Source organism: Sinorhizobium chiapasense, assembly GCF_036488675.1.
In the GTDB taxonomy this organism is placed as follows: Bacteria; Pseudomonadota; Alphaproteobacteria; order Rhizobiales; family Rhizobiaceae; genus Sinorhizobium; species Sinorhizobium chiapasense.
Map to the genome: position 1 here is coordinate 1,470,582 of NZ_CP133152.1, position 14,839 is coordinate 1,485,420.

Below are 14,839 nucleotides of genomic sequence, written 5' to 3' on the forward strand. Positions count from 1 at the left end.
CGTGCGAGCCTTCGCCGACTTTCCGAAGGTCATTCGGGCCGAAGGTCATTCGGGCCAAAGGTCATTCGGGAGACAGCGAGGCTTCGAGGCGATCGAGAAATGGCCGTTGTGACGCGTTTATCTTCTCCCGAGCGTCCGACAGGCTGAACCATCCGGCGCGATCGACCTCCGGGAAAGCTTGTGTTTTGCCGCTGTGCGGCGGCCATTCCATCTCGAACAGATTGCTGCGGATCTTGGTGATGTCGAAATCGCTTTCGCTGGCATAGGCGGTGACGAGCTTGCCGCTTTTCTGACGAAGCTCGCCAAGAAACGCGAGGGCGCCGTCCACTGCAATGCCGGTCTCCTCAAGGAACTCGCGTCGCGCCGCCGCTTCCGGCTGCTCGTCGGGGCCATATTCGCCCTTGGGGATGGACCACGCACCAAGGTCCCTGTTGCTCCAGAACGGACCGCCAGGGTGAACGAGCAAGACGAAAAGTGCCCCGCCATCGTATTTGTAGAGCAGGATGCCTGCGCTTCTTTTCGGCATTTGCGATCCTTCCGGGGTCGATGGCGGTCTTGATGAAAAAGGCTCTTCGATGTGGAGGGAACAGGACTATCCGGCGTCCCTGGCAAGAGGATATCATTGCTGAGCCTCATTTCGAACAGAGCGAGCAGCAATCGCGACTTGTGCAACTTCAGGGAGGCAAAGGCTGATGCGCGCGATGGTCCTTGAGAGGATCGGGGAACCGTTGAAAGCGGTGGAGCGGCCACTTCCAGAACCGCTCGCCGGCGAAATCCGGCTGCGCGTCGAGGCCTGCGCCGTCTGCCGCACCGACCTGCACGTGGTCGACGGCGATCTGCCGCGGCCAAAGCTGCCGCTCGTTCCGGGCCACGAGATCGTCGGCATCATCGAGGCGGTCGGGAGTGGCGTCGATCCGGCACGCATCGGTCGGCGCACCGGGATCCCTTGGCTCGGCCATACCTGCCAGCACTGCTTCTATTGCCGGTCGAACGCGGAAAACCTTTGCGACGATCCGCTGTTCACCGGCTATACCCGCGACGGCGGCTTCGCCACCGGCGTCATCGCGGATGCAGACTATGCCTTCGATCTGGATCCCCAGGGCGATCCCGTATCGCTTGCGCCCCTCCTCTGCGCGGGTCTCATCGGCTGGCGCTCGTTGAAACGGGCCGGCGACGGCAGGAGAATCGGCATCTACGGGTTTGGCGCCGCTGCGCATATCATAACGCAGGTTTGCGTCTGGCAGGGCCGGCAGGTCTATGCCTTCACCCGCCCGCACGATAGGGCAGCGCAGCGCTTCGCCCTCGACCTCGGCGCGCTTTGGGCCGGCGGTTCGGACGAGCCGACACCGGAGCCGCTCGACGCTGCGATCATCTTCGCGCCGGTCGGAAACCTCGTGCCGGCGGCGCTGAAAGCGGTGCGCAAGGGCGGACGGGTGGTCTGCGGCGGGATCCACATGAGCGATATCCCCGCCATGCCCTATGCTGTGCTTTGGGGCGAACGCGAACTGGTTTCGGTCGCGAACCTCACGCGTAGGGATGGCCGCGAGTTTTTCGCAATCGCCGCAGAAGCAGGCGTCAAGGCGCACACCATCGTTTATCCGCTCGATGAAGCCAACCGCGCCCTCGCCGACCTTCGCGCCGGCAGGCTCAGCGGAGCGGCCGTACTCGTTCCTTAACCAGGCGGCGTGACAGGCCCACCTTCCGCCGATTTCAGATAGCTGATGACTGCATCGGCGATCATCGTGCGATGCCGTTCGATCGTCGCCTTTTCCGAGAGGTCACGGCGGAAGATCGTGCCGAATGTGTAACGGTTCGACACGCGGAAGAAGCAGAAGGCGCTGATCAGCATGTGAACATCGATCGGGTCGGCCTTGCGGCGAAAGGTACCGTCTGCGAGACCGCGCGCGATGATGGCCTCTATCATCTGAATGACCGAGACATTGAGCTCGCGGATCGCCTCCGAACGCAGCATATGCGCCGCGTGGTGGATATTCTCGATGCTGACCAGACGGACGAAATCCGGATTGGTCTCGTCGTGATCGAAGGTGGTCTCGATCAATGTTCTGAGCGCCTTTTCCGGCGGCAGGTTGGCGAGTTCGAGATCGGCCTCGAGAGTGCGGATCCTGCGATAGGAGCGCTCGAGCACGGCGAGATAGAGCCCCTCCTTGCTGCCGAAATAGTAATAGATCATCCGCTTCGAGGTGCGCGTGCGCTCGGCGATCGCATCCACCCGCGCGCCGGCCAGGCCGTGCGTCGAAAATTCTTCCGTCGCTACCGCAAGGATATCCTCCTGCGTCCTCTGTGGATCGTTCTTTCTGCCGTTCCCCTGCCGCTCCGCCATTTCCGCACTGCTTCCCGGCCCGACAGGCCATTGAATCATCATGCCTATTTCCTGCGGCTTCGCGCGCCTCGATGAATGTCCGAAACGTTCGTCTCACGATCCGAGACTGCCTGCCTCGCCCAAAATCACCTGCCGATTTTCGACCCGAAGCTGTGCCCCGCAAGAGCAATGCCTCAAGTCATATTCACGTTGTCATCCTCTTTCAATAGCATGGCGCTTGACATTCGAACTAGTTAGTACATTTTATAAACCCACTGCCGATCCGTGCCGAGGAGCGCGGGGCGGCCGCCGGCGAACCGCCGTGCGTTGGAAGGAGGAGGCCTGCCACAGACGCGTCGTCGCGACGTGCCGCCGGTACGCCCGATCGCTTTGGGAGGAGCGAATGGCCCGCATCATCGATTTCTATTTCTTCGCGCTGAAGGTGACGATCGCGCTGCTGCTCGCCGGCATGGTCGTGCTCGTCTTCGGCAATGTCGTCCTGCGCTACGCCTTCAACCAGGGGATCACCGTTTCCGAGGAGCTGTCGCGGATCTTCTTCGTCTGGCTCACCTTTCTCGGCGCCGTCGTTGCCATGCGCGAGCATGGTCATCTTGGCGTCGACTCCCTCATCAAGCGCTTGCCGCCGTTTGCCGCAAAGGTGGCCGTGCTTTGCGGCCATGCACTGATGCTCTATGCCACATGGCTGGTGATCAGCGGCAGCTGGACGCAGACGCTGATCAACCTCCATGTCGGCGCGCCGGCCACCGGCATTCCGATGGCCGTCTTCTATGGCGCCGGTCTCGCCTTCGGCATCCCGGCCTTCCTGATCCTGCTTTCCGACGCCTTCGCGATCGCGACGGGCCGCATTGACGTGACGACGGTCGACCTCGTGCGCGAGAGCGAGGATGAGGCCGCCCTCGACGATCTGCCCGAGCCCGTGCTCGGCCAGCTCTCGCCGAAGCATTGAGGAGGCGACGATGACGGTCACCATCTTTCTCGGCGCGCTTCTCGGACCCATGGCACTCGGCGTGCCGATCGCCTTCGCGCTGATCCTGAGCGGCGTGGCGCTGATGCTCTATCTCGGGCTCTTTGACGCCCAGATCGTCGCGCAGAACGTTCTGAATGGCGCCGACAGCTTCCCGCTGATGGCAGTTCCCTTCTTCCTGCTCGCCGGCGAGGTCATGAACACCGGCGGCCTTTCCCGCCGCATCGTCGCGCTCGCAATGGCAATGGTCGGCCATATCCGCGGCGGTCTCGGCTTCGTCGCGATCTTTGCGGCCTGCATCCTTTCGAGCCTTTCGGGCTCTGCGGTCGCCGACGCGGCCGCGCTTGGCGCTCTCCTCTTGCCGATGATGCTGAAAAGCGGCCACGATCCGGCGCGCGCCGGCGGGCTCATCGCCTCTGCCTCGATCATCGGCCCGATCATCCCGCCATCGATCGGCTTCATCCTCTATGGCGTCGTCGGCGGCGTCTCGATCACCAAGCTTTTCCTTGCCGGCATCTTCCCCGGGCTGATGATAGCCGTGGCGCTCTCCGTCACCTGGCTCATCGTTGCCCGCAAGGAGCAGTTCGAGCTGCCGCCGAGAGTGAGTGGCGCCGTGCGCCTCAAGGCTTTCGTCGACAGCTTCTGGGCCCTCATGCTGCCGGTGATCATCATCATCGGACTGAAGTTCGGCGTCTTCACGCCGACGGAAGCGGGCGTGGTGGCGGCCGTCTACTCGCTCTTCGTCTCGATGGTCGTCTATCGCGAATTGCCGCCGGCGCAACTCTTCCATGTCTTCGTCGCGGCGGCGAAAATCACCGCCGTCGTCATGTTCCTGGTCGCCTGCGCGGCAGTCTCGGCCTGGCTGATCACCGTCGCCGACGTGCCCGGCGCGCTCGCCGCGCTCGTCGAGCCGCTGATGGACAACCGGACGGCGCTCCTCGTCGCCATCATGGTTCTGATCGTCGTCGTCGGCACCGCCATGGACATGACGCCGACCATCCTGATCATGACGCCGGTTCTGATGCCGGTCATCAAGCAGGCGGGCATCGACCCGGTCTACTTCGGCGTGCTTTTCATCATCAACAATTCGATCGGCCTCATCACGCCGCCCGTCGGTACGGTCCTGAACGTCATTTGCGGCGTCTCGAAACTGTCGATGGAAGACCTGATGAAGGGCGTCATGCCGTTCATGATCGCCGAACTGATCGTCCTTTTCCTGCTCGTCTTGTTCCCTGAGTTGGTGACCGTTCCGGTCTCCTGGTTCGGGCACTGACGGGCGCGACTTCTGACTGTCAACACGGCCGGCCTGAACGCCGGCCCAACCTGGGAGGAAAACATGTTGAACAGAATGACGAAACTGGCGCTCGGCCTCGCCCTGCCCCTGGCGCTGCTGGCGGGCGGACCGGCAGAGGCCGAGATCCGCGACCAGGCCATTAAATTCGCCTCGGCGAACAACAAGGGCCACCCGCAGGTGACCGGCATGGAGAAATTCGCCGAACTCGTCAACGAGAAGAGCGGCGGCAAGATCAATGTGAAGCTCTTCCCCGGCGGCACGCTCGGCGGCGACGTCCAGACCGTCTCGGCGCTGCAGGGCGGCGTGATCGAGATGACCGTGCTCAATGCCGGCATTCTTGCAAGCAACGTCAAGGAGTTCGGCGCCGTCGACCTGCCCTTCCTGTTCAACAGCGGCGAGGAGGCCGACAAGGTGATGGACGGTCCGTTCGGCACCGGCCTGATGGAGCGCCTCTCCGACACCGGCCTCGTCGGCCTCGCCTATTGGGAGCTCGGTTTTCGAAATCTCACCAACAACCGCCATCCGGTGACCAAGCTCGAGGACATCAAGGGCCTGAAGATCCGCACGATCCAGTCGCCGATCCCGGTCGAGCTCTTCAACTCCCTCGGCGCCAACGCCGTGCCGCTGCCCTACACCGAACTCTACACCGCGCTCGAAACGGGAACCGTCGACGGCCAGGAGAACCCGGCCGCCAACATCCTCAATGCGAAATTCTACGAGGTGCAGAAGTACATGACGCTGACCCGTCACCAGTACAACCCGCAGATCGTGCTGATCTCGAAGAAGTTCTGGGACGGCCTCAATGACGAGGAGAGGGCGGTCCTGCAGCAGGCTGCGGTCGAAGCACGCGATTTCCAGCGCAAAGTATCGCGCGAGCAGGATGCCGCAGCGCTCGAGGAAATCCGCAAGACCGGCATGGAGGTGAGCGAGCTCAGCCCCGAGGAAACGCAGCGCCTGCGCGATGCCGTCAAGCCGATGATCGACAAGTTCAGTGCCGACATCGGCCAGGAGACGGTGCAGGCCCTCTTCAAGGACATCGGCGCCGTGCGCGGCCAGTAACGGGAGAAAACCGCCGGCCCGTCTGATCCGAAAGGCGGGCCGGCTTCAGCGGCGGCGCGAATGCCGCCGGCGCGGAAAACACATGGAACGGGAAACCATGACCGATACGCTCGTAAGATCCTTGAAGGCCGGCTTGATCGGCTCTGGCATCCAGGCCTCGCTGACACCGGCAATGCATATGGCGGAGGGCGCGGCGCAGGGGCTTCGTTACGAATACGAGCTGATCGATCTCAATGCGCTCGGCGCAACGGAAGATGACTTGCCGCGTCTCATCGCCGATGCCGAGCGGCGCGGCCTTGCTGGGCTCAACATCACCCATCCCTGCAAGCAGGCAATCATTTCCTTCCTCGATGAGCTCGCCCCCGACGCCCGGCGGCTCGGCGCCGTCAATACCGTCGTCCTCAAGGGCGGCCGGCGCTACGGCCACAACACCGACTGGTGGGGTTTCGCCGAAGGCTTCCGGCGCGGTCTGCCGGATGCGGACCTCGGCTCGGCCGTCCAGCTCGGCGCCGGCGGCGCGGGCGTGGCGACGGCCTATGCCGCGCTTTCGCTCGGCTTGCGGCGGCTTACCGTCTTCGACCGCGAGCCGGAGCGCGCGCAATCGCTTGCAGAGATGCTGTCGCCGATCTTTCCTGAGGCCGACGTTTTGCCCGGCACGGATCTCGCCGCCGCGATGCAAGACGCATCGGGTCTCATCCACGCCACACCGACCGGGATGACGAAATATCCGGGGCTGCCGCTCGACGCTAAACTCCTCGACCACCGGCACTGGGTCGCCGAGATCGTCTATTTCCCGCTGGAAACGGCGCTTCTTAAGGAGGCGCGTCGGCGCGGCTGCCGCACCCTCGACGGCGGCGGCATGGCCGTTTTCCAGGCCGTCGGCGCCTTCCGGCTCTTTACCGGGCTCGAGCCCGACGCTGCGCGGATGCTCACGCACTTCAAGGCGCTGACCGGGTGAGGATCGGATCCGTGGGCTTGGCAGTGGGGGGGTATCACCGCCCGCCTCCCGATATCGCAAGTCAGAACCGAGGACAGGACGATGAAGACCTCGATAGCCACCGTTTCTCTGAGCGGCGATCTCAAGGACAAGCTGCAGGCGATCGCCAAAGCCGGCTTCGACGGCGTGGAAATCTTCGAGAACGACTTCCTCGCCTTCGACGAAGGCCCGCGGGAGGTGGGCCGCATGGCACGCGACTTCGGCCTCGAGATTACGTTGTTCCAGCCGTTCCGCGATTTCGAGGGCATGCCGGAACCGCTTCGCACGCGAACCTTCGACCGTGCTGAACGCAAGTTCGACGTGATGCAGGAGCTTGGCACCGATCTCGTGCTCGTCTGCTCCAACGTTTCACCGGCCGCCCAGGGCGGCATCGACCGTGCAGCCGCCGATTTCCGCGAGCTCGGCGAGCGGGCAGCGAAGCGGAACCTCAGGGTCGGCTACGAGGCCCTCGCCTGGGGCCGGCACATCAACGATCATCGCGACGCCTGGGAGATCGTCCGGCGCGCCGACCACCCCAATGTCGGCCTCATCCTCGACAGTTTCCACACGCTTTCCCGCAAGATCGACGTCAATTCGATCCGGTCGATCCCGAAAGAAAAAATCTTCATCATCCAGCTCGCCGACGCGCCGCTGATAAACATGGACCTGCTCTACTGGAGTCGGCATTTCCGCAACATGCCCGGCGAAGGTGATCTTCCGGTCACCGACTTCATGCGCGCCGTCGCCGCGACCGGCTATGACGGCTACCTGTCGCTGGAAATTTTCAACGACCAGTTCCGCGGCGGCAATGCCGGCGCCATCGCCGTCGACGGGCGCCGCTCGCTGATCTATCTCGGCGACCAGGTCAAGCGCGCCGAACCGGACACACCCTTGTCGGTACCGGCGATGCCGGCGCCCGTCGAGGTGAAGGGTGTCGCCTTCATCGAATTCGCCGCCGACGAAGAGCAGGCGGCTGAACTGGAGGCGCTGATCGGAACGCTCGGCTTTCAGAAGACCGCGACCCACAAGAGCAAACGCGTCGCGCTTTATCGCCAGGGGGCAATCAATCTGGTCATCAATACGGAGCGCGAGGGGTTCGCCAACGCCTCCTACCTGGTGCACGGCACGTCGGCTTATGCCTTCGGGCTGATGGTCGACGACGCCGCGGCGACGGTCGAGCGCGCAAAGGCGCTCGGCGCCGAACCGTTCGCACAGGCCGTTGGCCCCGGCGAGCTATCGGTGCCGGCGATCCGCGGCGTTGGCGGCGGCGTCATCTATTTCCTCGACGAAAAGTCCGACCTCGCGCGCATCTGGGAGATCGAATTCGAGCCGGTGGAAAATGACCTATCGACGATGCCGGCCGGCCTCATCTCCGTCGACCATGTCGCCCAGACTGTCAAATACGAGGAAATGCTGACCTGGCTCCTCTTCTACAACTCGCTGCTCGACGTGCATAAGACGCCGATGGTCGACATCATCGATCCGGCCGGGTTGGTGCGCAGCCAGGTGGTGGAGAATGACGCCGGGTCGCTGCGCATCACTTTGAACGGCGCCGAAAACCGCAACACACTCGCCGGGCATTTCATCGCCGAGACCTTCGGCTCCGGCGTCCAGCATCTCGCCTTTGCCACGAACGATATCTTCACGGCGGCCGAGGCATTGCGGGCAAACGGCTTCCGGGCGCTGCCGATCTCGCCCAACTACTATGACGACATCGAGGCGCGTTTCGCGCTCGAGCCGGAACTGATCGAGCGCTTGAAAGAAGCCAATATTCTCTACGACCGCGACGAGCACGGAGAGTACTTCCAGCTCTACAGCCCGACCTATGGCGAGGGTTTCTTCTTCGAGATCGTGGAGCGACGCGGCTATCGCGGCTACGGTGCCGCCAATGCCATCTTCCGCATCGCCGCGCTGAAGAAACAGCTGCGGCCGGCAGGCCTGCCTAAAGACTAGAACAATTCCAGGAAAAGTGTGTAACGGTTTTCCGTCCGGAATTGCGTAATTTCAAAGAGTTAGATCACTCACTGTTTCAAAGGAACAATGAAATGATCTCGGGAAAGCGCGGCGCCCCGCCTTATTGCGAAGAACCGCCCGTCTTCGCCGCGAGGATGTTCGCCAGTTCCATCGGGAACGGGAAGATGATCGTCGAACTCTTTTCAGCGGCGATGACGTTCAGCGTGCTGAGATAACGCAGTTGCATCGCCTGCGGCTGCCGGGCGAGAATTTCCGCCGCTTCGAGCAGTTTCGCCGCCGCCTGCTGTTCGCCCTCGGCGTTGATGACCTTCGCCCGCCGTTCGCGTTCCGCTTCCGCCTGGCGCGCGATGGCCCGGATCATCGATTCATTGATGTCGACATGCTTGATCTCGACGGTCGCGACCTTGATGCCCCAGGCATCTGTCTGGACGTCCAGTATCTTCTGGATATCGTCGTTGAGCCTGTCGCGTTCGGCCAGCATCTCGTCAAGGTCGTGCTTGCCGAGCACGGAGCGCAAGGTCGTCTGAGCGAGTTGGCTCGTCGCCGCCATGAAGTCCTCGACCTGGATCGTCGATTTTTCCGCGTCGATCACCCGGAAATAGATGACCGCGCTGACGCGGACCGAAACGTTGTCGTGGGAAATGACGTCCTGGCTCGGCACATCGAGCACCCGCGTCCTGAGATCGACCCTCACCATCTGCTGGACATAGGGAACGAGCAGGATCAGCCCCGGCCCCTTGACGCCGGTGAACCGGCCCAGCGTGAAGATGACGCCGCGTTCATATTCGCGCAGGATCCTGATCGCGTAGGCAATGACGATGAGCAGCACCACAAGCGCCGCGATGAACGGGGCGAGACTTCCGACTATGTCCATGACCTTCTCCCTGCCACTTTCCAGGAATCGCCCTACAGCGCCGTGCGTCTTTCAGGACGCACAAAGGACGCTGTAAGTCTTTGAATCTACGCATCGTGCTTTCCGAAAATCGATTCCGATTTTCGGGCCGATGCGCTAGGTTTGCGACGCGCTGCGCGCGACTTTCAGCGTCAATCCGTTACGGTCTATGACCGTCACGTCTTCCCCGGCTGCGAGCGGCTCGCCGCTGACCGCCTTCCAGCGTTCGCCGCGGGCGATGACGTAGCCTGTGCCGCCCGTCCAGCTATCGACGGTGCCGGAGATGCCGATCATCTGCTCCGCACCGGTGACGACCTTGTGCCGGCGCGAGATGAACGCAAGCCGGGCAACGAGAGCGCTGAAGGCGAGGCTTGCGATGGCGACGCCACCGAGGACCGGCCAGGAGACCTGCAGACCCGGCACGTCCGTGTCGAACAGGATGGCGGCGCCGAGCACCAGCGCGACCCCGCCGCCGAGCCCAAGCGCCCCGAATGACGGCGCATGGGCCTCGGCCACCAGCAGCCCCACGCCGAGGATGATCAGTCCGATGCCGGCATAACTCACCGGCAGCACCGCAAGTGCATAGAGCCCCAGCAGAAGGCTTATGCCGCCGACTGTGCCAGGCAGGACCGTTCCGGGTGTCAGAAACTCGAAGATCAGCCCATAGATGCCGACGATCATCAGAAGCAGGGCGACATTCGGATCGGTGATCACAGACAGGAGGCGGGTCCGCCAATCGGGCAGAGCGTCCTCGACGGCGAGCCCCGCGGTGTCGAGGCGAATATCCGCCTGGCCGAGACGAACTGTTCGGCCGTGCGCCTGCTTCAACAGATCCTCGATGCTGCCGGCGGTGAAATCGATGACCTTCTCACGGACGGCCGCCGTCGACGATAGGCTCGCAGCCTCGCGCACGGCGCGCTCACCCCAGTCGGCGTTGCGGTTGCGCAGCTCGGCAAGGCCGCGGATATAGGCGACCGCATCGTTTATCATTTTCGCTTCGCCGGCATTGGCCGGCTGCTTCGCGCCGCTCTGCTTGTCAGCCTCGCCGGAACCACCCTTGTCGCCCTCGTCGCCGCCGAACAGACCACCGCCGATTGCAATCGGTGTCGCGGCACCCAGATTGGTACCCGGGGCCATCGCCGCGACATGGCTGGCATAGAGAATATAGGTGCCGGCGCTCGCCGCCCTCGCCCCGCTCGGCGCCACGAAACTCGCAACCGGTACGGAAGAATCGAGGATAGCGCGGATGATGTCGCGCATCGACGTGTCGAGGCCGCCGGGCGTGTCCATCTGCAATATGACGAGCGAGACGCCACGCGCATCGGCCCGCTCAAGGCCGCGCGTCACATATTCCGCAGTCGCGGGGCTGATCGCGCCGTTCACATGCAAGACCATCGCCAGGCGCTCGGCGCCGGATGCAGACGCGGCAGGAAACGCGAACGCGGATATCAATGCCATGAGCAGGATGAGGATTCGGGACATTCGCCGCCACAACCTCTGAGTTCCATTGGACCGCGATGATTCTGCGCCGACGCGATCCAAATGCTTAAATGTGATCGCTCTCTAATATAGGCCAGAACTGCCGAAAGGGTAAGGCGTTCCGCAACCTGTCGTGGAAGACGCGCCGCAGCGTTCGCCCGGTGCCGTCGGCTCGCACCGGCGGCCGAGCAGGCGTCCGATCGCCTTGCCGAGCGTCACCAAAGCGTCGTCTCAGGAACCGCTCGAGAAGCGAACGCCCGCCTTGCGCAAGCCGGCTTCGATCAGCGCCGCGAGCTCGGGAGAGAAATGCTGCGCCCACATCTGCCGGCGCAAGACGGACTCGAATCTTTCGACACGGCCGCGCAGTTCCTCCATGGCATCGGTCGCCTCCTCCTGAAGGCCCAGTTGCCCTGCGGCCGCGATCCTCAGGATGTTGACCATAGTATCCGACGGGCTCGCCAGTTGGCGGACCCGCCGCAGCGCCTCGTCGTAGTTGCCAATTCTGTAGTCTTCCAATGCCAGCGTCAGCACCGCGGCGCGCTGGACATATTCCTTGTTCTGCCCGGCAGAGCGCGCAAGCTTCACACCTTCCTGCCACTCGCCGCTGACGAACAACAGGTAACCGAGCCTGGCGAGGACGGAGTCATCCAGCGGGTTCAGCGACGCGGCGCGTCGGCCGGAAAGAAAAGCGGCCTCGGTTTCGCCGGCGGCAAAGCGCGCCATCATCTGCGCCGCATAGCTCTGACTGGACTGCGGGGCGAGTGCCGTTGCCCTGTCTGCCAGCTTCAGCGCCCTCTCGGTGGCGACCGAGGAATTGCCCGTCGCTCCCGCGACGAGAACCGTGGCGAGGCTTGCCAGAACCTCGGCATCGTTTTCCTGGTAGGTCAGCGACCGCTCGAGGCAAGTTCGTGCCGCAACCATGCTTTCGCGGTCGGCGCGCGCAAGCGCAGTGTCGGCAAGCAGCACGCAGCCATAGCCAAGCGAAGGGTTGGTGAGCTGACGTGCGGCTTCGAGGCTGGTGACGATTCCCTGATCGCCGGCGAGCGCGCGGGCGAGCTTGACGACGACATCCTGGTGCTCCCCGGCCGCCTCGCTGTTTCCGCTCTCGGCTTCGGCGACGCCTGACCGCAGCGTTTCATTGGTCTGCATGTCGATAACCTGCCAGGAGAAACCGCCGGAACCGGCCGCGTCGCCATAGCTCACCGAAAGCCGGTAGACGTTGCTCTTCGGCGGCAGCGGACGGCCGGCCGATATGTCTCCGGTGATCGCTGCCGTATCCACATCCGCCTGCCGCGGCTGCGTGAACGTCCTGACCGTGGAGAATTGCGAGAGCGCGTGCACGAGCGACTCTTCGAGCCCCTGCGCAGCCGACGCCGCCGTGGGCTCGCTCCGTACATCGACGATGATCGTCGGTTTCACGGAAAGCGCAGGCGGCCAGCCGAGATGCCCCGTGGCGATGCCATAGACCGCGGCGAGAGCCGTGACCGTGAGGCCGGCGCAGGCGGCGAAGAGGCCCGGGCGGATGGTCCTCGGTCGTTGCGCGGGCGCCTCCTGTGCTTCATCCTGCGCCCCGGGCTCGAACGACGGCGCATCCTCTAGTTGCACCGATCCCCCCGGTCCCGAAAGCGCGATGAACCGCGGTCTGTAGTTGCCGCGCGGAAGCTCGATCCTGAGCGGCGCCTGTTGGCCCACGGTTTCATAATATCGATCCAACGCCGCGCGCAGGCGGGAGACCTCAACGCGAACGATCGGGTCGACATTCGGGTCGAACGAACTGGGCCGACCGAAGACATCGACCGCGATGGAATAGGCCTTTACAGTCGCCGAGCGGCCGGCAAGAAACTCGTCGACGAGATATTTCAGAAGCTTCCGGTGGCGCTCCGTCGCGTGAAACCGAGCGTCGTCCAGCAGTCGCTCGGTCTCGACGCGCACGTCGCTCTCGGCAACCATGCACTGCGCGGCGTGTTCGCTGTCTTCTCCGGCGTCCATTGCTTCCATCCGGTTGTTTGACAAACGGCAAGGGAGTGCAATTGCGGAAAGAACATTAGACCGTTACTACCAGAACGGGAAGCGGATTCTTGATAAAGATCAGGACGTTTCGCGATCACATCATGTTGAATACATGAAACGACGATGTCGCCACCGCGGGGAAGCCGGCATCCCGCTTCTGCCGCAGGCGGTCATCACCGCTCAGGCCCTGGGCGTGTCCTGATCTTCATTGAAGAGACAGATCGCGATGACCTCCTCCTCGATTTCACGGCAGATCAGCTCGTATTCCGCAAGGACGGCCTTGTCCTGCAATTGGCCACTGCGCTCCCGGTCGAGCATGGAAGTCGCTTCGTCATAGGCTTCGCAGAGACTATGAAGCGACGAATCCTTCGCGCTCAGCAACTGGAGCTGGCCCCGGAGCACGGGCAACTTCAGCATCAGCTTCAGCAATCCTCGCTGTCTGTGTTCGCCGGACATTGGCATCTACCAAGCTGCGCCGCGTTCGCGTTGTCCCGAGTTCCTGGCACACGCCGCGTGTCCGGTAGGCGCGATCCTGAGCGCGCACCGGTCGCCGGAAGGCCGTGTCGGATCGAGGGATGCCGACACACGATTCAAATCGAGATGCCAAGGGGTCTCCGAGAGACAGATGATGGCCGATGCAACGGTCCGCATGGAAGTACGTAACGGTAACGCAGATGCAAACGGGTCCGGCCACGACGGTGCTGGAGGGCGCGCGCCTCGCATATGGCGGGGCAAAAAGGAGGAGATGGTTGCGAACGGGATGGATGGCAATGGCGATCCTCCCTCGACAGGATCTCAGCCGATCGCCGCTACCCCTGCAAAGCACGCGCTGTAAAAGAGCCCGGTCCGGATTGGAGAAGGCGCGCGGCCGTCCTATTTCTCGAATGCGTATACGCGGTTCCAGTCGGCTTTCATGTCGACCAGTTGCCAGCCGCGCTCAGGAGCCTCGGTCAAAGCCTTGTCCAGCTTGCCGACATGCGACTGGCGGTCATAGGCCCACTCGCGTTCGCCGTCGGTGTGATGCACGATCAGCCCGAAGCGGGCTCTGGGGGCCGACGTCACCCAGCGAAGCATTTCGTAGTCGCCGTCGGAATTGCCGGCGGCGAAGATCGGACGCCGGCCGATGAACTTGTTGATGCCGACAGGCTTGCCGGGACCGTCGTCGATGAAATCGATCGTCGGTTCACGCATCAGCACCGGCGTATCGCCCTCGAGTTCGTACTTGGTCGTGATGCTGCTGCCGATGACCTGCTCGGGCGGAATCCCGTACATCTGTTCCGTCATCGGCCGCATGAATTCGATTCCGCCGCCCGAGACGGTCTTGAAGCCGTTCGCCCTGAGGTAGTCGAGAAGTTCCCGCATCGGCAGAAAGGTGATCTCGTTATACGGCCGATCGAAGCGCGGGTGTCTGGCCGTAGCGAACCAGTCGCTGACGATCTTGTTGAATTCCTCCGTCGTCACGCCGGCATGGGTCGCCATGGCGAGTTCGACCAACCCCTTCTCGCCGGATGCGGCGACGCCGGCCACGTCGCCTTTCAAAAGCGAGGCAAAGGGCTCCTTCTCCTTCCAGTCGGGATGTTCGGGTGCCAGCGCCCTGACGCGATCGTTGATGAACAACGCCTGGAAATAGGCGGGCTGCTCCGTCCAAAGGGTGCCGTCATTGTCGAAGACGGCGATGCGGTCGGGCACGGCGACGTAATCGGGCCCGCCCTCCGTCGTCACGCGCGTGACGAAATCGACGATCGCCGACTTCACGTCGCCGTCGTTCCATGAAGGCAGATTAGCGGGGGCAGCATCCGCCGCGAGCGCCGCCGGCATGACAAGCACCAGCGCCAGCAGTGCAAAAAAGG

The 14,839-nt window shown here is 63.3% G+C and carries 13 protein-coding genes; 6 read left to right on the plus strand and 7 right to left on the minus strand.

The window, feature by feature from the left end; all coding sequences use genetic code 11:
- Positions 1-61 precede the first annotated feature (61 nt).
- Positions 62-526 (minus strand): NUDIX domain-containing protein, encoded by a 465-nt coding sequence (locus RB548_RS31355; RefSeq protein WP_331376266.1) that lies wholly within the window; start codon positions 524-526, stop codon positions 62-64.
- Between the two features lie 166 nt (positions 527-692).
- On the opposite strand from RB548_RS31355, the gene RB548_RS31360 reads away from it, so the two are divergent.
- The gene (locus tag RB548_RS31360; protein WP_331376267.1) at positions 693-1,676 is read left to right on the plus strand and encodes a zinc-dependent alcohol dehydrogenase family protein; all 984 of its coding nucleotides are present in this window, start codon (positions 693-695) and stop codon (positions 1,674-1,676) included.
- Here RB548_RS31360 and RB548_RS31365 read toward each other — a convergent pair.
- On the minus strand, positions 1,673-2,341 hold the full coding sequence (locus RB548_RS31365) for a TetR/AcrR family transcriptional regulator (RefSeq protein WP_331377180.1): 669 nt from the start codon (positions 2,339-2,341) through the stop codon (positions 1,673-1,675). The two genes, RB548_RS31360 and RB548_RS31365, sit on opposite strands and share 4 nt — an antisense overlap.
- A gap of 382 nt (positions 2,342-2,723) precedes the next feature.
- On the opposite strand from RB548_RS31365, the gene RB548_RS31370 reads away from it, so the two are divergent.
- The 5 genes from RB548_RS31370 (at position 2,724) to RB548_RS31390 (ending at position 8,587) form a co-directional block, all read left to right on the plus strand.
- Complete coding sequence (locus RB548_RS31370; RefSeq protein ID WP_331376268.1) at positions 2,724-3,287, plus strand: TRAP transporter small permease; 564 nt, start codon at positions 2,724-2,726, stop codon at positions 3,285-3,287.
- Between the two features lie 10 nt (positions 3,288-3,297).
- Complete coding sequence (locus RB548_RS31375; RefSeq protein WP_331376269.1) at positions 3,298-4,578, plus strand: TRAP transporter large permease; 1,281 nt, start codon at positions 3,298-3,300, stop codon at positions 4,576-4,578.
- Between the two features lie 63 nt (positions 4,579-4,641).
- Entirely contained in the window at positions 4,642-5,658 is a 1,017-nt protein-coding gene (locus RB548_RS31380) for a TRAP transporter substrate-binding protein (protein WP_331376270.1), read from the plus strand.
- Between the two features lie 97 nt (positions 5,659-5,755).
- Positions 5,756-6,616: a shikimate dehydrogenase gene (locus tag RB548_RS31385; protein ID WP_331377181.1), complete on the plus strand. Its 861-nt coding sequence runs from the start codon at positions 5,756-5,758 to the stop codon at positions 6,614-6,616.
- 81 nt (positions 6,617-6,697) lie between these two features.
- Entirely contained in the window at positions 6,698-8,587 is a 1,890-nt protein-coding gene (locus RB548_RS31390; RefSeq protein ID WP_331376271.1) for a bifunctional sugar phosphate isomerase/epimerase/4-hydroxyphenylpyruvate dioxygenase family protein, read from the plus strand.
- Between the two features lie 121 nt (positions 8,588-8,708).
- Here the strand turns inward: RB548_RS31390 and RB548_RS31395 are convergent, their stop codons facing one another.
- From RB548_RS31395 to RB548_RS31415, 5 genes are all read right to left on the minus strand, one after another.
- Positions 8,709-9,482 (minus strand): slipin family protein, encoded by a 774-nt coding sequence (locus RB548_RS31395; protein ID WP_331376272.1) that lies wholly within the window; start codon positions 9,480-9,482, stop codon positions 8,709-8,711.
- A gap of 135 nt (positions 9,483-9,617) precedes the next feature.
- Complete coding sequence (locus RB548_RS31400; protein WP_331376273.1) at positions 9,618-10,982, minus strand: NfeD family protein; 1,365 nt, start codon at positions 10,980-10,982, stop codon at positions 9,618-9,620.
- 228 nt (positions 10,983-11,210) lie between these two features.
- Positions 11,211-12,968 carry a tetratricopeptide repeat protein gene (locus tag RB548_RS31405; RefSeq protein WP_331376274.1) on the minus strand — a complete coding sequence of 586 codons (1,758 nt, stop codon included), beginning with the start codon at positions 12,966-12,968 and terminating at the stop codon, positions 11,211-11,213.
- A gap of 201 nt (positions 12,969-13,169) precedes the next feature.
- The gene (locus tag RB548_RS31410; protein WP_331376275.1) at positions 13,170-13,418 is read right to left on the minus strand and encodes a hypothetical protein; all 249 of its coding nucleotides are present in this window, start codon (positions 13,416-13,418) and stop codon (positions 13,170-13,172) included.
- Between the two features lie 444 nt (positions 13,419-13,862).
- Positions 13,863-14,807: an HAD family hydrolase gene (locus tag RB548_RS31415; RefSeq protein WP_331377182.1), complete on the minus strand. Its 945-nt coding sequence runs from the start codon at positions 14,805-14,807 to the stop codon at positions 13,863-13,865.
- Between the last annotated feature and the right edge of the window lie 32 nt (positions 14,808-14,839).